This window comes from Variovorax sp. BGA-UO-ETr-C22 (genome assembly GCF_059567965.1).
This window is the reverse complement of sequence record NZ_JCAQPA010000006.1, coordinates 120821-138037: the sequence shown is the minus strand read 5'-3', so window position 1 is coordinate 138037 and position 17217 is coordinate 120821. Positions and strand designations below refer to the sequence as shown.

The window sequence follows — 17217 nt, the reverse complement described above, 5'->3', positions numbered from 1 at the left end:
GGAATTGTTCTGCGGCCCCCCAAGTAAGTGTTTCTTCAATACACTGGCGCAGACCCTTGTTTGAAGAAGAATTCACTCAAAAATCACGATGAACGTCGGTTCTGTTTCTCTTGATGAGCATTGCCTCAAGATTCTTTCTGCACTGCAGCATGACGGCCGGCAGACCGTGCAGCAGATTTCCGAGGCCGTGGGCCTGTCCCCCACGCCCTGCTGGAAGCGCATCAAGGACATGGAGGCGGCCGGCGTCATCCGCGGCTACACCGCGCTCGTAGACCCCGAGCACGTGGGCCTGCACGTGTCGGCCGTGGCCGAGGTGAACCTCGACCGCCACAGCGAGGCGATGGTGCAGCGCTTCGAAGAAGCCGTGGCTGCGAGCCCGCAGATTATCCGCTGCGTGTCGGCCACCGGGCCCGCGGACTACATCCTCAACGTGACCGTGCCCGACATGAAGCACTACGAGCGCTTCCTGCACGAGGTGCTGTTCAGCCTGCCCGGCGTGACGCACGTGCGCTCGAGCATCGTGCTGCGCGAGATCAAGTCGGAAACGGCGCTGCCGCTCGGGCACCTGCTGGACGCGAAGGCCGGGCTGGCGGGGTCACGGCGGTCGCCGTGAGGCGTGGCGCAGTGGCCTCTAGCGCTTGCGCCGGATGACGTACGCGTTCTGCGCCAGCTCGAAGCCGAGCGTCGGGTAGTAAGACATCGCGTCGGGTGCCGAGAGCAGGATCAGCGACACCTCATCGCCGATGATCGCCTGCGTGCGCTGGACGAGCTCCCGGCCGATGCCATGGCCCTGGTACTTCTTGTCCACCGCCAGGTCCGACAGGTAGCAGCAGTACGCATGGTCGGTCAGGGACCGCGACAGCCCCACCAGTTCGTTGTCGACCCAGGCCGACAGCAGGAGGCTGGGCGCGGCGAACATCCGCGCAATGCGGGCGAGATCGTTCGTGGGGCGCTTGATGCCGGAGCGGTCGAAGACGCGGGCGACGTCGGCCGGGTCCAGGGGAACGTCCTGGCGGTAGTCGATGGTGATGTTGTTCATGAATTTCTTTGCGTAGCTCCCAGGCTCATTCCGTCTCGGAAGACCCGAGCTTCTTCAGTTCGGCGAACTTGGCCGCCATCGTCGGGTTGCCGCGCGTCAGCTTCTTGATCGTCACGTCCTGCGCCTTGTCGTTCGCAAGGCGCAGGTTGCGGTCGGTGCCGAGCAGCGCTTCCTTCGTCTTCTGCAGGTGGTCGATCGACTTGTCGATCTCCGCGATCGCCTTCTGGAAGTGGCCGTGGGCCAGGTCGTAGTTCCTGCCGAAGGCGGCCTTGAAGGTCTCCAGCTCGGTCTCGAACTTCGTGATGTCGATGTTCTGCGCCTTGACCAGCGCCAGCTCCGACTTGTACTTGAGCGAGTTCATCGCCGCATTGCGCAGCAGCGTGATGATCGGCAAAAAGAACTGCGGCCGCACGACATACATCTTCGGGTAGCGATGGAACACATCGACGATGCCGGTGTTGTAGAGCTCGTTGTCGGGCTCGAGCAGCGACACCAGCACCGCGTACTCGCACCCTTTCTCGATGCGGTCCTTGTCGAGTTCCTTCAGGAAGTCTTCGTTCCTGTTCTTCGTGGCGGTGCGATCGTTCTCGTTCTTCATCTCGAACATGATCGAGACGATCTCGGTGCCGGCCTCGTCCGCGTCGCGGAAGATGTAGTCGCCCTTGCTGCCCGTGCGCGCGTCGTTGTCCTTCTCGAAGTAGGCGCGGGGAAACGCCATCGACCGGATGCGGTTGAACTCGGTCTCGCAGTGCTGCTCCAGGGTCTCGCCCACCATCTTGGTCGACAGGCGCGCCTTCATGTCCCGCAGCCGCTCGATCGCGTCGTCGCGGTCCTTGATCTGCGTCTCGTACTTGTCCTTGAGCGACTTCTCGGCGAGCTGCTTCTCGAGCTCCGCCCGCTCGAGGCCGCTCTTCCACTGGTCCCGCTCCTTCTCGACCACGCTGACGGCCTCACTGATCGCGAGCTTCTTCGCCACCTCGATGGCATCGAGCCGGGCCTTCAGTTCCTGGATTTCCACGTCCTTCGCGGCGGCGCTCTTCTGCAGTTCGCCCACGTGCCTTGCTTCGGCGAGCGCGGTGGCGGCCAGCTTGTCCTGCTTGGCCTTTTCGAGCTCGTTCGCGAGCGCGTCGCGCTCCCGTTCCACGGCGCCCAGGGCCTCGCTCACGGCGAGCTTGCGCGCGACATCGCCGGCCTCGAGCTTCGCCTTGAGTTCCTGGATCTCGCCGTCCTTGGCGGCGGCGGCCTTCTGCAGTTCGCCGGCGGCCCGGGTCTGTGCGAGTTCGACGGCGGCGCGCTTGTCGCGCTCGGCCAGTTCCAGCCGCTCGTGCAGCTGCTTCTCGAAATCGCCGTCGCGCACCTGCTTCAGGATGTCCGCGTAGCCGGCTTCGTCGATCTTGAATGCCTTGCTGCAATGGGGGCAGATGATTTCGTGCATGGCTATGTGCGCTCCACCGTCAGGGTGGGCGTCGACAGGAGAGGGAGTGCAGCGAAGCGCCGCGCCGTTCGGGCGGGATCGCGGGAAGTGATGCTGTTCATAGGGTCAGGGACATGGAGCCATCCGACTGTAGCCGGACAGGGAGAGCCAGCGAGCGGCAGGCGCATGAAGACCGGGCCGAAGTCTGCGCGCGAGCGATTCGTTCTCGATCACGTTGCTAGAATCTCCGCTGCAAAAATCGACTCTGACCTGTTCAGAGTTCCATCCAGCCGTAAGCGTTTACGTCAACCAACGCATCACCAGTGGCACCCGCATGCCGACTGGCGGTGTGCGTTGGTCGCTTCGGTGCTCATCGTCCCGCCCATTCGACCGGCTGGTGCCGCCTTTGAAAACTCAAGGAGCGGCGCTCGATGACGAACGTCCAAACAAACTCTTCTTCCCTGCGCACGTTGGTCTGGATGACCCTCGCGCTATTTCTCGCTTACCTGTCTGTCGCCATGTCGATGCCGGCCGTGACGCTCCATGTGTCGCAGACGCTGGGCATGGGCAATGTCGCGTCTGGCCTGGGCGTCGGCATTGCCTTTTTGTCCACCATCCTGAGTCGCGGCTGGGCGGGCCGTCTGGCTGACGAACGCGGCGGCAAGTTCGCCATGTTCCGGGGCCTTGTCCTCTATGCGGCGGCATCGCTCCTGTGCTGGGCGTCCTCGCTGCCGGTGCTGGGCCATGGCGTCGGCGCGTACCTGGTTCTTCTGGTGGGGCGTCTCGTGCTGGGCCTCGGCGAAAGCTTCGCACTCGTCGGCATGCTGGGCTGGGCGATGGCGGCCATGGGCCCCGCGCGTTCCGGGCAGGTCATGGCGCTCGTCGGCACCGGCATGTACGGCGCTTTCGCGGTGGGCGGTCCGCTGGGCCTCTGGCTGCTGGAGCGGCTCGGCTTCGCCGGCCTGATGGCGGGCAGCATCGCCCTGCCGCTGGTCAGCGGTGCGATGCTGTGGTCCATCGCGCCCGCCATGTCGGCACAGGGGCGCCGCGCACCGTTCTCGGATGTGCTGGGACTCATCTGGAAGCAAGGCGCGGTCGTGGGCCTGCAAGGCGTCGGCTTTGCGGCCTTGGGCGCGTTCTTCCCCTTGTACTTCCTGGCGCATGGCTGGCAAGGTGCCGGCTATGGACTGACGTGCTTCGGCCTGGGCTTCGTCCTGGTACGACTGTTGGCGGGCCGCTTGCCCGACCGCATCGGAGGAATCAAAGTGGCGCTCGTCTCCCTGGCGATCGAGGCCGTGGGTCAAGCGCTGCTGTGGCTGGCGCCCCATCCCGCCGTGGCAATGGTGGGCGCACTGCTGACCGGCATGGGATGCTCGATGGTCTTCCCCGCCATGGGACTGGAGGCCGTCAAGCGCGTGCCCGCCCACCTGCGCGGAACAGCGATCGGCGGCTTCGCGGCATTCCAGGATCTGGCGTACGGCGTCACGGGCCCGATGGCGGGGCTGATTGCCGACCACTACGGTCACGCCAGCGTGTTCCTGGTGGGGTTGATCGCGACGGTTGTGGGGATCGGGATGACGTGGCGGCTTGCGAGGGTGTCTCGCGCTGAGCGCGTATCGACGCTGGCCTGAGGCGGCAAGAGAGAGCCGCTTGGCTCTCTCTTCGGCAGCGGCGTCCGTCACCTGCACACGAATCGTTCAATCTGCGACGCGACGTCGTCCGGCGCAGCGTCGCTGCCGAAACGGGCACACGGCATCGCCATGAACTTTGGGAATCGCTCCCGTATCCGCCGCTCCTCGCTCGCGCTGTCACCGCGCAAATACGGCCGCGAAAGCTGGCGTTGCACGATCGCCTCCACGCATGCCTCGAGCTCGAAGGCTGGCAGCAGCAGCGAGGTCAGCGCATCGGTTTCGATGGCGCAACGCAACGTGGGATACCCCTCCTCCACGTCTTCCGGATACGTGAGGAATCCGGACGAAAGCGCGAGAACGGTGGGACGGGTCAACGCAGATCGAACCTCCCGATAGACGGCCACGTTCCGCCTCGCATAGCCCAAGTAGCCAGACGCCTCGATGACGGCGTCGATGTTCCCTTCGCGGGACATGAAGTGCTGGTCGAGATCGACGAACGCCCAGCCCAGTCGGCGAGCCAGATACGGACCCACCGTGGTTTTCCCCGCCCCGCCGGGTCCGATGAGATGAAGGATCGTTGTCATGCGCCCCCGAGGTCGCTCTTCAAGCAAAGGACCGTCGATATTTGACGAGCCCACGCTTGATCGAGGCATCGAAGCCGCAGCTCGAAGAACCGATGGGCATCCTCACGCTCCACCGAACTCAGCAACATGATCTTCGAGCAATCGCTCGCCGCACAGAACGCCTCGACCTCCCGCATCAGCGCGGCCCCCACCCCTCGGTTGCGAGCGGCCGCGTCGACGACAACGTTCTCCACGACAGCGAACGGCTGCCGCTTGTACATCACGTCCTCGCACAGCGAGACCAGCACCGTGGCGCACACCTGGCCATCGATCTCCGCAACAAGAAGCGCCGTCCTCGGGTCTTCGGACAACGCCTGAAGGCGTTCGGGCAGCACGCAGCGCGCCGTGTCTGCGACCAGTTGGCCGTAGAGCGCATCGATGCGGGCGGCGTCGTCGAATGTCGCGCGTCGAACCTGGAGGGACGGGGCGGGCATGCCAGTTGTCTTCATGAATGAAGTCTGCTTCAGGAGAAGTCCGCTTCTGACCGAAATTGACTACGCGTCGAACCAATGGGCATGCATCTGCCGCAAGAACTCATCGGACAAGGGAACCCCCGACGCAGCGCCGATGACCGAGTCGATGGCGCATCTCGGGCACAGCGCGGTCGAACCTTGATCGGTCCATTCAACGATCTCCACTGGCGAGAACTTTGCGAAGCAATAGAAGCAGCCGCAGACCTCGCTCGTCTCGATCTGCTCTCTGTGGTTGCTGCTGAAAGCGTGCGCAGAAATGATGTCCACGGTTGGCTCCTGGCCCTATCGTTCGCCATGGGGCAACTTCGCCACACCGCGAACCTTCGTCCAGTACTCGTCCTGAACGTCTGCGTCTACGATGGGCCGAACATGCGTCGCGTAGAGGGCATCTCTCCCATCGCGTCGAGGCCCTGAAATCCAATAGTGCTCGCCGGTCTCAACGTCGAAATAGTTCGACTTGAAACCGTCCCCCTTCAGGCTGCGGAAGGACTTCCCTGCGTAGTACAGCGTGGCCCCGGACTTGGAGCACGTGACTCGCCCAATGCGAGCCGGCCCCGTCAGGCCGCCTGTCTTCGCTTCGATATACATGATGCGGCTTGCCATCAGCTCCTGCTCCCGTTGTGATGAAGGGGAAGTTGTTCCGGACCACTCTTGGCGGCATTCTGCCGTCAGGCCGATCTCCACCGCACCTCGCTGAACCGCATGCGTCGAAGGTCGCCCTGCGACTCCAACCGCCCGGACTCGACAAGCAAGGCAACCCGTCTCGCGAAGAACGCATCGGGAACGTTCTCCGTGTGATCGGGCATCGACAGCATCGCCATGCCAACCACGCGCGCCACCTTGCGCCATTGGCCGGTCACTTGCGAAAGAAGCGCCGCGTCGATGAGCGCCAGGTCCGACTCAGGCAGCCTGGCTACCTGCTCACGCTCGGCGGGTGAGAGTTCGGTGTCGAAAGTGTCGTTGTCAGTCATTGTTCTGAAACCCCATGAGGCGTGCCCCGGGTGGACATCCGCTTCCGGCCAGATTCTGCCGAATACCTTGCACCTGCGAGGCATGCAATGCCCACATAGACTGTCCCCATGCTCCAACCCACGCCCGCCTTCAGCACGTCGTCCACCACCAACAACTACGCCGAGAAAGCCGCCCGCCTGGTGCCAGGCCTGCACGACCTGCAGACGATGGCAGCCCTGCTCGTCGCCGAACGCGCGCCGGATGCGGCCCACGTGCTGGTCATCGGCGCCGGTGGTGGCATGGAGTTGAAGGTGCTCGCGCAGGCGCATCCCCGATGGCATTTCGTCGGCGTCGATCCGTCGCAACCCATGCTCGACCTCGCCGCGGAAACGCTCGGCCCGCTCGCCGAACGGGTCACGCTGCACCACGGCTACACCGACACCGCACCCGAAGGACCTTTCGATGCAGCGACCTGCTTGTTGACGATGCACTTCCTGACGCTCGATGAACGCAAGTCGACGCTGATGGAAATTCGTCGCCGCCTGAAGCCCGGTGCGCCGTTCGTCATGGCGCATCTCAGTTTTCCCCAAGCGACCGATGGAGAACGGGAGTTGTGGCTCTCGCGTTATGTCGCTTTCGCAGCGGCTTCCGGTGTCGATCCGGACAACGCACGCAAGGCGGCCTCCGCGATCGATTCCACGCTGACGCTGCTCAGCCCGGCGCAGGAAGAGGCACTGCTGGAAGAGACGGGTTTCACCAACGTCCGCTTGTTCTATGCGGGCATGGCATTCAGAGGCTGGGTCGCGCAAGCCTGAGCCGAATCCTCACTCGGGCGTCTGCAACTCCGCCCACCCCGTCAACATCTTCACCTGCGTGCGCAGCCAGCTCGTCGGCATCGACTGCGTGCCCCACACCGCGATGCGGCCCGCGTGTTCGCCCATGAGCCAGAACTGCCGCACCGCCATGAAGGCGGCGACGGCGTCGACATCCGCCGAGGGCAACGGGCACGCGCTGCGGTAGCCCGCCATGTAGCTGCGCCAACGCGCCAGCGACGTCGCGTCGAGCGATCCGCCCACGGTGCGCGGGTGCATCGCCCACAGGTACACGCACAGGTCGTAGGCCAGCCAACCGGGACCTGCGTCGTCGAAGTCGAAGAACGAGGCGACGCGCACGCCGTCCAGACCCTCCGTCACGAAGTTGTTCATGCCATGGCAATCGCCGTGCCCGTGAACGCGCGTCAGGGCCGGCATCGCGGCGATGCGGGCTTCGAGCGCGCGCGCGATGGCGCTGAACTCCGGGCGCAGCGCGTCGGTCATGGTGGGCGCGGCGTGCAGGCGCTCCAGCGACGCGTGCAGCAGGTCGGGCAGTTCCAGGGTGTAGCGGCTGGCGGGGCCGTGGTAGTCCTGCGCGGCTTCGTGCAGCAGTGCCAGGCCGCGGCCGGTGGCTTCGACGTCGGGCAGCACGTCGCCGGGCACGTCGCCGTCGAGATGCTCGAACAGGATCAACGGACGCTCGCCCTCGGGCAGGTCCATCGCGACAGCATGTGCGCCATCGCGTGCCGCCAGCGCGCCGGCCACCGGCACGCCCCTGGCCTTCAGGTGCACGAGCAGCGCCGTTTCGTAGCCGATGTTGGGGGCGCCGCGCGGGCGGTCGGCGCTCAGGCGCGCGACGGCGTGGCGGCCGTCGGCAAACTGCAGGCCGTAGACATGGTTGAAGCTGCGCCGCAGCAGCTCGCACGACCGGACCTCGCCGAAGTCGTAGGCTTGCGCCACCTTCTCTGCGATGGCGGCGCCCGTGGGCGTGGTCTGTGCGATCTGGGCAGAGCGGGCGGGCGTCGTCACGGGTGCGGCCTTTCGGGAGCGTGGGGCGCGCGATTCTGCCCTACCCTGCGCCGCCTCGCCGCATGGCGTCAACGCTCCAGATCGCGATCGAGCGAGCCGCCCCCGTCCCCCACCTGCCGCCACGCAGGCGCCAGCGCCTTGCGCGCCGCATTGAGCTCGGCCATCGAGATGTGCAGCTCCGCCATGGTCTGCACCAGCAGCTCGAGCAGCGCGGCGCGCTGGCGCAGCCGCACGGTTTCGGCGCGGCGCGCGCGTTGGGCCTGGCGCGCCGCGGCCTGGATGGCGCGGCCCGTGGGCGAGTCGTGCGAGGGATGGTGGTGGTCGTCCACGGACAGGCCGGATGCGGCGCGCATGGGCAGTGGCATCACGCGGCGGCGGGCACACCCTGGACGGCGGCGGTGGCAGCAGCAGCGTCGGCATTCGCCGCATCGCCGCGCGTCTCGGCAGCGGGGCCGTAGTTGCGCAGGTGCAGGAAGAACTCGCCCATCATCTGCATCCACAGGCGCACGGCGAAGGCCAGGTAGGCGGGGCTGACGCCGCCGGCCACGACCACGTCCATCTCGAGCACGACGAAATCGCCGTGCTGCGCCACGCGCGCAAAGCGCTTGCTGCGGTGCCAGGCGGCGAGCACGGCCTCGGGCAGCGTGCCGCCCTGCACGCGCAGCGGGCAGCTCAGGGTGAAGTCGGTGTACTGGGTGGTGGTGACGACATTGCCCCACAGCACCTGGAAGCCGATGCCGTGGCTGGCGCTGTGCAGGCGCACCACGCCATCCTGTTCGATGGCGGTGACGGCGCCGCCGGCGGCCTTGATGGCGTCCGACACCTGGTCGGGCGTGACGGCGTCGAGCATGTCGAAAGGCACCGGCGTGGCGGCCTGGTCGTCGGCTTGCGGGGTCGTGGCGGTGGTGTTCATGGTGTGGTTCTTCTTTCTGAAAAGGGGGAAACGGGTTCAGTTGGTTTTCTTGAGCGCGGCGTCGAGCGCGGCGCTGTCGATGCTCAGTTGCGCCGGCGGCGCCAGCTGGGCCATGTAGGCCTGCACCAGCTGCTGCTGCCGTTGTTGGCGCAGCGCGGCCTGCAGTTGCGGCTTCATTTCCTCGAGGGTGGCGGTGCGCGCGGGCTGGGTGTCGAGCAGCTTGACGATGTGAAAGCCGGCCTCGGCCTGCACCGGTTCGCTGACCTGGCCCTGCTTGAGCTTGGCCACGGTGTCGCGCAGTTCGGGCAGGATGCGCGCGAGCGGCAGCGTGTCGACCTCGCCGCCGCGCTCGGCGCTGCGGCGGTCCTGCGAGCTGGCGCGCGCCACGGCGGCGAAGTCGCCACCGCGTGCCTGCTTGGCGAGGCGGTTGGCTTCGTCGCGCACCTTGGCGATGGCGGCCGGGTCGCGCTCGGGCGTGGCCAGGTAGATCTGCGCCACGCGGTAGGCGGCCGGCAGGTTGAAGCCGGTCTTGCCCTGGTCGTAGGCAGCCTTCACCTCGGCGTCCGAGGGGAAGCCCGCGGGCACCTGGCTCACGGATTCGAGGTAGCTGGTGGCGACGATGCGCGCGGTGATCTCGCGCGTGGCGGCGTCGATCTTCGCCTTCACGTCGGGCCGGTCGGCCCAGCCCTTGGCGCGGGCGTCGCGCAGCAGCGCTTCGCTCACGAGGCGTTGGCGCAGCCAGCCGTCGAGGCTCGCGCGGTCGGCCTTGACGGCCGCGCGTTCGGTCTCGGGCAGGGTCTGCAGCAGTTTCTCGATCTCGTCCTGGCCGATGGTCACTTCGCCGATGCGCGCGACGACGGCGGGGCCGGGCGCGGCGGGCTGCTGCGCGGCGGCCACGCCGACCGACGAGACGAGCAGCACGCCGGCTGCCGCGCGCAGGCGGCGGCCGAGCCCGGCTGCGGGGGTGGCTTGTGCGGGGTTCATTGGGGCTTTCCTTCCGTGGCGGATGCAGCAGCCGCAGGCGCCGGCGCGCTCACGGCGCGCACGTCGAAGCGGCTCTCGTAGAGCTTGTCGCCGTACTGCTGCGCGATCTGTTCGTACTTGACGCGGCTTTGCGCCGCGAAGGGCTGGCGCGAGGCGAGCACGCTGCCCACGTCCATGGTTTCGTAGGCGCGCAGCACTTCCTGCCCGACGGCATACAGCTGCGTGTTCTTCGCCTCGCACTGCGTGAGCGCGGTGCGCTGCAGCGCAGCCTCGCCGGCCAGGCGCTGGCGCTCGGCCTCGGAGGCGCGCGCCATCTTCAGCAGCTCGTCGTAGGCGCCGCGGTACTGCGCGATCTGCGCGCCCGCCTTCTCGCTGGCGGCCTGGGCCTGCTCGCGCAGCTGCGCGTTGCCGGCGCTGGCCTGGCCGCGCGCGTGGCGCTCGGACGCGAGCTGGGCCTGGCTGGCGGCCAGTTCCTTCTTCAGCGTCTCGAGCTCGGACGCGGGGGGCGCCGCGCCGGGTGCCGCAGGCGCCTTGCCCGCGGGCTGGCCGGCCTTGAGTGCGGCCAGCTCGTTCTGCGCCTGCTGCAGCTGGGTGGTGGTGGTGCGCAGCTGCGCACGCAGCCGCTCCTCCATGCTCTGGCCCTGCGGCTGCTGGGCCTGCGCGACGCCGGCCGTGGCGGCCAGCGCGGCCAGGGCCAGCGCCGGGAAGATCGTTCGGGACACGGCGGACTCCTTCTTAGAAACGCGCATTGAATTCGAGCTGCAGGGTGTCGATCGACAGCGGCGGGCCGTAGACCTCCTTGGTCGAGATCCAGCGGCCGGTGAACCACATGTTCTTGTCGATCGCGTACGAGCCGCCCAGGAAGTAGCCGCGCGCATTGGTGCCGCCGCCGTGGAAGCTCGAATCGTTGTAGCCGTCGGGCATGGCGTCGGGCTCGATGCGCTTGTAGCCCGCGAGCACGTTCCAGTCGCCGCGCGCGGCCGGTGCCGGCTTGCCGTAGGTGGCCTGCAGCATGTAGGCGTTGCCGCCGCTCTTGAAGTCGGACTGGGTGGTGCCGCCGGTCGGGCCGAAGTTGTTGACGATGGCGCCGCGGATGCCGCCGCGCTTCCAGATGTCGTTGGCGTCGTAGGCGGTGTTGCGCACGAAGTTGGCGTCCAGGCGCAGGTTGTTGCCGGCCACCTGGGTGTCCCAGCGCAGGTTCAGGTCGATCAGGCGGAACTTCGAGGCCAGGCCCACGTACTGCGGCTGCGGCGTGCCGGCCGGGTTGAGCGGGTCGAGCGAGATGTCGCGCAGCAGCATGAGCGTGTTGCCCTTCTGCATGAAGGCCGGGCGCGACCAGTCGGTGCTGCAGCCGTCGGCGCCCGCGTACAGCGCGCAGGGCTCGGAGACCTGGCCGCTGACGTTGCGGAAGTTGTAGTACGCCAGCGCGCCGCGCACGCGGTTGTCTTCGTTGATCTTCCAGTCGGCGCCCACCTGCGCGCCAAGCAGCCACTTGTTCTCGCTCTTCATCTTGCGCTGGCTGCGCGTGGGCGAACCGTCCGCGGAGTACTCGAGCGGGATGAGGCCCAAGGTGCCGAAGAGAGAGAGGTCGCGGTTCGCAGCGAGCTTCTTGTCGAACTGCGCGGCAATGCCGTCGAAGTTCAGGTCGCTGGAGTACAGCAGGTCGGTCGACATGAAGGGGTTGGCAAACCGACCGCCGGTCACGGTGAGCCAGTCGGTCGGCTTGTGCGAGATCCACATCTGGTCGAGCCACACGCTCTTCTTGCCCAGGCCGCCGCCCAGCGTGGTGGTGGTCGAGACGGGGCTCTCGTCGCTGCCTGAGGCCAGGCGCACGCCGGCCTTGGTGTTCTCCGACAGGTCGGCCAGCAGGCCCACGCGGGCGCGGGCGCGGAACAGGTTGCGGCGGTCCTGGCGCGTGTTCAGGATCGACGGCAGCGACAGGTTGGTGTTCGGGTTGACGTCGTAGCCGCTGCCCTGGTTGAGCGAGGGCCAGTTGATCTCGATGTCGCTGTTGTTGCCGGCGTAGCTGCGCGATTCGTTGCGCACGCGCACGTCGCCTTCGAAGCGGATGCGCTTGCTCCACTCGGGCGTCTCGTTGGGCGCGGCCCAGCCTTCGTCCTTGGCCTGGGCCATGACCTGCGCCTTGACCTCGTCGCGGATCTGGTCGCGCACGGTCTGCGAAATGTAGGGCACGCGCACGTCGCCCGCTTCGAGGCGCATGCCGCCCGCGACGGTGGCCGATGCGGCGGTGGCCGACACGGCCGCCTGGCGCTGTGCCTGCTGCGCGGCGATGGCCTCGGTCTGGGCCTGGGCCAGCAGCGCTTCGCCCACGTCCTTGGCGAGCGTGCCGCTCTGGATGAGGCCACGGATCAGCTTGACCATGGCGGATTCGCCCGCGGGCGCGGCGGCGGTCTGGGCCGTGGCGGTGCCGGCCGACAGCACGAAGGCGGAGGCCACGGCCGCCGCGAGCGCGCACTGGCGCAGGGCCGGCATCGCGCCCCGGCGCGGGAGGGTGTTGTGCAGGGTGTTCATCGCTTCGTTCACTGGAGGAAAGGAGTCGGGCCGGGCGTCGGCCGTACAAGTGTGGAAAGTCATGGCCGGCGGCCTTTCATCGACACGCGCATCGGAAAGCGCATCGAGGCCGGCGGACGTTCGTCGACGCGATCGAGCCCGCGCACCAGCGCCAGCACGGCCTCGTCGATGTCCTCGGTGCCGGTGCCGCGCACCAGCTGGGCGCGCGTGGTCTTGCCGTCGGCGCCGAGCCACAGGTCGATCTGGATGTCGTCGAACACCAGCTGGCGCGTGCGCGGGTCGCGCGACAGCGCCTGCTGCAACATGCTCGACACGTAGCGCGCGTACGAGCCGCTGCCCAGGCCGCCGCCGGCGCCGGTGCCGCTCATGCCGCCGCCGCTGCCGGCCTGGATGCCGAAGGCGTCGTTGCCGGCCTGGCCGGCGCTGTCCATGGTCACCGGGTCGCCCAGGTCCTTCGAGGGGCTGGGCGGCGCGTCGTCCTTCGGCGCTTCCAGCGGCTCGACCGGCTTGGGCTCGGGCTCGACCACTTCGGGCTTGATCTTTTCCGGCTCGGGCTCGGGCAGCTTCTCGGGTTCGGGCGGCGGTGGCGGGGGCGGCGGCAGCATCAGCGTGGGCGCGTCGGCCACCACGCGCTTCTGGCTCGCGGTGTCGGACAGGAGCCGCCACACGAGCAGCGCCAGCGCCACGACGATCGCCAGGCCGATGACCACCCCGCCCCAGCGGCGCCACAGCGCGGCCGTTCCACCTGCACCACTGGAGCGCGGCGCAGGCAAGGCAGAAGAAATCGGGTCGCGAGGGTTCACGCTCCGGTCCTCACTTCTGCTTGCCGGTCACGAGGCCGATCTGGTTCAGCTCGATGCGGCGCAGCAGGTCGAGCACGTCGACCACCTTCGCGTACTGCACGCTGGCATCGCCGCGCACGATCACGGGAAAGTCGGGCGACAGCGCCTTCTCGGTGCGCAGGCGCTCCTCGAGCTCGGGCAGCGTGACCGGGTAGGCGTCCAGGAACACGTTGCCCGCGTTGTCGATCGTGATGGCCTTGGTCTTGGGCTTTTCCAGCGCCACCGAGGCGCTGGCCTTGGGCAGGTCGACCTTGATGCCCGGGATGCTGGCGTTGCTGGTGAGGATGAAGATCACCAGCACCACCAGCAGCACGTCGACGAAGGGCGTGATGTTGATGCCGCCCGTGCGCTTGCGCACGGCGAACTTCGCGGCTGTGTTTGCCATGGTGCGCGGTCCTCAGGCGCGGCGCGCCTGCACGGCCACCGGCAGCGAGCGGCCCTCGCCCTGCTCTTCGGCCAGGCGCGTGACGAACTCGTCGACGAACACGGCCATGTCGGCGCCGATGGCGTCCGAGCGCGAGGCCAGCCAGTTGTAGCCGAACAGCGCGGGGATCGCGACGCCCAGGCCGGCAGCGGTACACAGCAGCGCGGCGGCCATGCCGGGCGCCACCGAGTTGATGTCCACGGCGCCGGCCATGGCCGCCACCACGAACACCAGCATGATGCCGATCACGGTGCCGAACAGGCCCACGTACGGCGCGCCTTCGATGGTGGTCGACAGCCAGTTCATGCGCTTGGACATGCGCTCGGTCTCGCGCACCATCACGCCGTCCATCGCGGCGCGGATGGCGCCGATGGTGGAGGCCGACACGGCGTTCAGGTCGTAGCCGCGGTCATGGCGGCGGCGCATCTCCTCGATGGCCACTTCGTACAGGCGCCACAGCGAGGAATCGGCACGCACTTCCTGCGGCACCGTGTTGTTGGTGGCCAGGCGGTCCAGCGGTGCGCCCGCGGCTTCGCGGAAGTGCTCGATGAAGGTGGCGTTGGCGCGCGAGGTGGCGCCGAAGTTGCGGCCCTTGCCGATCATGATGGCCCACGACAGCGCCATCATCAGGCCCAGCAGGCCGACCACGATCCACGCGTCCAGCGGCATCGCGGCCAGGATGAAGCCGAAGTGGCTCTTGCCGGCCTGCTGCTCGTCGGGACCGAAAGCGGCCAGGCGCGACTCGGCGCCTTGCGACACGGCATCGGCCAGCAGCAGCGCGTCGGGGCGTGCGACCTTCGACAGGCGCACTTCGTCGATCGCGCCGGTGAACGGGGCGAAGCCGGCGACGGGTGCAGCGCCCGGTGCAGCGGATGCGGCAGCCGGTGCATCGGCGCCGAGCGCGGCCGCGGTGTTCAGCGCGGGCAGCTTCGCGGCCAGCGACACGGCCGGACGGCCGCCCACGTACAGCGCGACGCTGTCGCCCTCGGCCTTCACCGCCAGGTGCGCCCACTGGCCGGCCTGCACCGGCTGGCCGGGCGTGCTGCGCTGGCCGTTCACCTGCACGAAGGGCACGCCCTGGTCGATGCCGACCACGAGTTCGCCGGCGCCGTCGCGGCGCGCATAGATCGCCTGGCGTGCACCGAGCGAATCGGGCTTGATCCAGGCCGAGAAGGTCAGCGTGCCGCCGGCCGTCACGGCCAGCGAGGGCGTGGCGGGCAGCATCAGCGCGCCGTTGCCGAGCTGGGCGCCCTTGCCGATGACCGTGCCTTCGACGGGCACTGCCGCGGTCTGGCCGTTGTTGCCGTAGGCGGTGGTGTCGCGCGGCGGCACCGCGCCTTCGGCGAAGTGGTAGACCAGCGTGTAGTCGGGGTCGAAGCTGCGCTGGCCGTTGCCCGAGGCCGGGGCCTTGGGGTTGCCGTAGTACATCCACAGCTTTTGCGGCGTGCCGGCCGAGACGTTGGGCACGTCGACCCAGATCAGCGCGATGCCCAGCAGCGGATCGAACTGCTCGATCTGGTGGTTGAGCACGGTCTTGTCGTCGCCCGCGACAAAGCGCAGGTCGGCGCCGGTCTCGCTCACGCCCTCGAACTTGAAGTTGCCCGTGTGCAGGCGCACCAGCACCGGCACGCGGCCGGCATCGCTGCCGATGGCGCCGGCCTGCGGGCCGCCGTCGATGGTGACGGGTTTGCGGTAGGCCCACTCGGCCTGCCACCAGGCATGGGCCAGGCCCGGCAGAAGCGTGCTCAGCAGCGTGAGCGCGATGAAAAGAAGTCGTCGCATGACAGGGTTCTCCGGAAAGCTCGTGGAATGAGAAAAAAATCGAAAAGAGGAATGGCTGTTGCCGTCGGTCGTTCGTTCGGTCAGTAGCTCGCGGTGATGCTGAAATTCACCTGCGTGTCGTGCTTCCTGGTGCGCGGGCCGTCGACCAGCGGATAGCCGATGTCGACGCGGCCCGAGAAATACGTGCCCACCTTGAAGGTCGTGCCCACGCCCACCGAATACAGCGAGAAGCGCTCGGCCTGCTCGGGCAGCGGGCTCTTCAGGCGCAGCCGCGCGGCGTCGGCAAAGGCGTATACGCGCCAGTTCTCGACGGTGCTGCCCAGGAAGGCGAGCGGCTTGCTGCGCAGCTCGACCGAGCCGACCACGCCGTAGTCGCCGGTGGCCTCGGCCGAGAGGTAGCCGCGCACCGAGTTCATGCCGCCCGCGGCGATCTGCTCGCTCGAGACGAGCGGCGAATCGGTCATCTGCGCGTTGACGCGGAAGGCCACCTGCGTGCCGCCCTCGAAGCTGTGCGCGCCGTTGAGGTCGGTCTTGAGCACCATGAAGCTGGGCGAGGCCTTGTAGCGCTTGTAGTCGAAGGCCGCCCAGTCGCTGCCGTACTTGAACGAGCTGCTGGTGCCCGCCACCAGCGACACGCCCACGCCGTACTGGCTCTTGTCGGTCTGGCGGAAGCCCGAGTACGACAGCGTGATCGGCGCATACTTGAGCGGCACGGTGTCGCCGCTGCCCTTGAGCGTCAGCGCTTCCTTGTTGTTCTTGAAGTCGACGCCCACGCTGAAGGCATGCCACCAGTTGCCGGTGTTGGGCACGGTGTAGGTGGCCTTCAGGCCGATCGAGTGGCCCTTGCCCAGCACGGTGGTGCCGCCCACGGTGGCGACGTTGCTGTCGGAGACGAAGGCGTTGGCTTCCAGGCTCCAGTTCGTGCCCTTGAGCGGCGCGTTGTACGAGGCCGAGAACACCTGCGTCTGGTTCAGGTCCTGCGGCGCGCCGAAGAAGCTGATGGAGGCGCTGTGGCCCATCTGCCAGAGGTTGTCGTGGCCCAGCGAGGCGCTGGCGCGCAGCTTGCGCGTGTCGGCGCTGTAGTCGTTGTTCAGGCCCACGCTGGCGCGCCACGGGCTCTGGTCCTCGACCTTCAGGTCGACGTCCATCGTGCCCGGCATGGTGCCGGGGCGCACCAGCGGCATCACCTGGCGCTTGGGGCTGCGGTTGAGCGCGGTGAGCTCGGCCTGGGCCTTGTTGAAGTCGGGCACGCCGCCCTCCTTCAGCGCCGGCACCTGGTCGCGCACGTCGAGCGGCGAGTTGTACTCGGCGCCCACCACGCGCACGCGGCCCACGCGGGTCTCGTTGACCTGCAGGAACACCACGCCCTGCGTGACCTGCTGTTCGGGCAGGTCGACGTACACCGACTGGTAGCCCGCCGCCTGGTAGGCCGCGAGCAGCGCGTCGCGCGCACCCTCCACGTCCTTGAGCGTGCGCTCGGGACCGAGAAAGGGCGTGACCGCCTTCTCGATGGCGCGGGCGTCGAGCACGGTGTTGCCGCGCACGATGTACTCGGCGATGTCGACCTTGCGGGCCGGTTCGGTGGCGGCGGGCGCGCCCGCGGCCGGTGGGGTGGCCGAGGTCGCGGCCGGCGTGGAGACAGCGGCAGGTGCTTGTGCGAACGCTGCCGCCGGGGCACCGATCGCCATCACCGCCAGCCACACCGCTCTCCAGCAGGTCGGTGGGGCGTTCTTCTTCATGTCATGCATTTACAGCTCGGTTCTCAAGG

19 protein-coding genes are annotated in these 17217 nt (G+C 67.9%); 3 read left to right on the top strand and 16 right to left on the bottom strand.

Annotated features, from left to right (window positions below):
• The first annotated feature begins 88 nt into the window (after window positions 1-88).
• The gene (locus AC57B8_RS02255; protein WP_062474115.1) at window positions 89-613 is read left to right on the top strand and encodes an Lrp/AsnC family transcriptional regulator; all 525 of its coding nucleotides are present in this window, start codon (window positions 89-91) and stop codon (window positions 611-613) included.
• A gap of 18 nt (window positions 614-631) precedes the next feature.
• Here the strand turns inward: AC57B8_RS02255 and AC57B8_RS02250 are convergent, their stop codons facing one another.
• Both AC57B8_RS02250 and AC57B8_RS02245 read right to left on the bottom strand, forming a co-directional pair.
• Entirely contained in the window at window positions 632-1039 is a 408-nt protein-coding gene (locus tag AC57B8_RS02250) for a GNAT family N-acetyltransferase (protein WP_492740922.1), read from the bottom strand.
• A gap of 25 nt (window positions 1040-1064) precedes the next feature.
• Window positions 1065-2474 carry a DUF2130 domain-containing protein gene (locus AC57B8_RS02245; protein WP_495267761.1) on the bottom strand — a complete coding sequence of 470 codons (1410 nt, stop codon included), beginning with the start codon at window positions 2472-2474 and terminating at the stop codon, window positions 1065-1067.
• A 410-nt stretch (window positions 2475-2884) separates the two neighbouring features.
• Here AC57B8_RS02245 and AC57B8_RS02240 point away from each other — a divergent pair, with 410 nt between their 5' ends.
• The gene (locus AC57B8_RS02240; protein WP_496478532.1) at window positions 2885-4084 is read left to right on the top strand and encodes an MFS transporter; all 1200 of its coding nucleotides are present in this window, start codon (window positions 2885-2887) and stop codon (window positions 4082-4084) included.
• 47 nt (window positions 4085-4131) lie between these two features.
• On the opposite strand, the gene AC57B8_RS02235 is transcribed toward AC57B8_RS02240, so the two are convergent.
• The 4 genes from AC57B8_RS02235 to AC57B8_RS02220 form a co-directional block, all read right to left on the bottom strand.
• Window positions 4132-4668 carry a shikimate kinase gene (locus tag AC57B8_RS02235; RefSeq protein ID WP_496478531.1) on the bottom strand — a complete coding sequence of 179 codons (537 nt, stop codon included), beginning with the start codon at window positions 4666-4668 and terminating at the stop codon, window positions 4132-4134.
• Window positions 4665-5156 (bottom strand): GNAT family N-acetyltransferase, encoded by a 492-nt coding sequence (locus tag AC57B8_RS02230; RefSeq protein WP_496478530.1) that lies wholly within the window; start codon window positions 5154-5156, stop codon window positions 4665-4667. Before AC57B8_RS02230 ends, AC57B8_RS02235 begins: the two co-directional genes overlap by 4 nt.
• 45 nt (window positions 5157-5201) lie before the next feature.
• Window positions 5202-5447 (bottom strand): cytoplasmic protein, encoded by a 246-nt coding sequence (locus AC57B8_RS02225; RefSeq protein ID WP_070061189.1) that lies wholly within the window; start codon window positions 5445-5447, stop codon window positions 5202-5204.
• 401 nt (window positions 5448-5848) lie between these two features.
• A complete protein-coding gene (locus tag AC57B8_RS02220; protein ID WP_070061191.1) occupies window positions 5849-6151 on the bottom strand; it encodes a DUF3658 domain-containing protein in 303 nt (100 codons plus the stop codon).
• Window positions 6152-6259: 108 nt separating this feature from the next.
• On the opposite strand from AC57B8_RS02220, the gene AC57B8_RS02215 reads away from it, so the two are divergent.
• Window positions 6260-6946 carry a class I SAM-dependent methyltransferase gene (locus AC57B8_RS02215; RefSeq protein WP_095947042.1) on the top strand — a complete coding sequence of 229 codons (687 nt, stop codon included), beginning with the start codon at window positions 6260-6262 and terminating at the stop codon, window positions 6944-6946.
• A gap of 9 nt (window positions 6947-6955) precedes the next feature.
• Here AC57B8_RS02215 and AC57B8_RS02210 read toward each other — a convergent pair whose 3' ends face one another.
• The 10 genes from AC57B8_RS02210 to AC57B8_RS02165 form a co-directional block, all read right to left on the bottom strand.
• Window positions 6956-7972: a phosphotransferase enzyme family protein gene (locus tag AC57B8_RS02210; RefSeq protein WP_496478529.1), complete on the bottom strand. Its 1017-nt coding sequence runs from the start codon at window positions 7970-7972 to the stop codon at window positions 6956-6958.
• 68 nt (window positions 7973-8040) lie between these two features.
• The gene (locus tag AC57B8_RS02205; RefSeq protein WP_496478528.1) at window positions 8041-8325 is read right to left on the bottom strand and encodes a hypothetical protein; all 285 of its coding nucleotides are present in this window, start codon (window positions 8323-8325) and stop codon (window positions 8041-8043) included.
• A gap of 11 nt (window positions 8326-8336) precedes the next feature.
• Complete coding sequence (locus AC57B8_RS02200; protein WP_496478527.1) at window positions 8337-8885, bottom strand: YbjN domain-containing protein; 549 nt, start codon at window positions 8883-8885, stop codon at window positions 8337-8339.
• A gap of 36 nt (window positions 8886-8921) precedes the next feature.
• Window positions 8922-9869, bottom strand: a complete 948-nt coding sequence (locus tag AC57B8_RS02195; RefSeq protein ID WP_496478526.1) for a peptidylprolyl isomerase — start codon at window positions 9867-9869, stop codon at window positions 8922-8924.
• Window positions 9866-10591, bottom strand: a complete 726-nt coding sequence (locus AC57B8_RS02190; RefSeq protein WP_496478525.1) for a hypothetical protein — start codon at window positions 10589-10591, stop codon at window positions 9866-9868. The genes AC57B8_RS02195 and AC57B8_RS02190 overlap by 4 nt, the downstream gene beginning before the upstream one ends.
• 13 nt (window positions 10592-10604) lie before the next feature.
• Window positions 10605-12464, bottom strand: a complete 1860-nt coding sequence (locus AC57B8_RS02185) for a putative porin (RefSeq protein ID WP_496478524.1) — start codon at window positions 12462-12464, stop codon at window positions 10605-10607.
• The gene (locus tag AC57B8_RS02180) at window positions 12461-13204 is read right to left on the bottom strand and encodes an energy transducer TonB (protein ID WP_496478523.1); all 744 of its coding nucleotides are present in this window, start codon (window positions 13202-13204) and stop codon (window positions 12461-12463) included. Before AC57B8_RS02180 ends, AC57B8_RS02185 begins: the two co-directional genes overlap by 4 nt.
• A gap of 10 nt (window positions 13205-13214) precedes the next feature.
• The gene (locus AC57B8_RS02175) at window positions 13215-13628 is read right to left on the bottom strand and encodes an ExbD/TolR family protein (RefSeq protein WP_062474100.1); all 414 of its coding nucleotides are present in this window, start codon (window positions 13626-13628) and stop codon (window positions 13215-13217) included.
• Between the two features lie 12 nt (window positions 13629-13640).
• Window positions 13641-15449 carry a DUF2341 domain-containing protein gene (locus tag AC57B8_RS02170; RefSeq protein ID WP_496478522.1) on the bottom strand — a complete coding sequence of 603 codons (1809 nt, stop codon included), beginning with the start codon at window positions 15447-15449 and terminating at the stop codon, window positions 13641-13643.
• An 80-nt stretch (window positions 15450-15529) separates the two neighbouring features.
• On the bottom strand, window positions 15530-17188 hold the full coding sequence (locus AC57B8_RS02165; protein WP_496478521.1) for a ShlB/FhaC/HecB family hemolysin secretion/activation protein: 1659 nt from the start codon (window positions 17186-17188) through the stop codon (window positions 15530-15532).
• Window positions 17189-17217 lie beyond the last annotated feature (29 nt).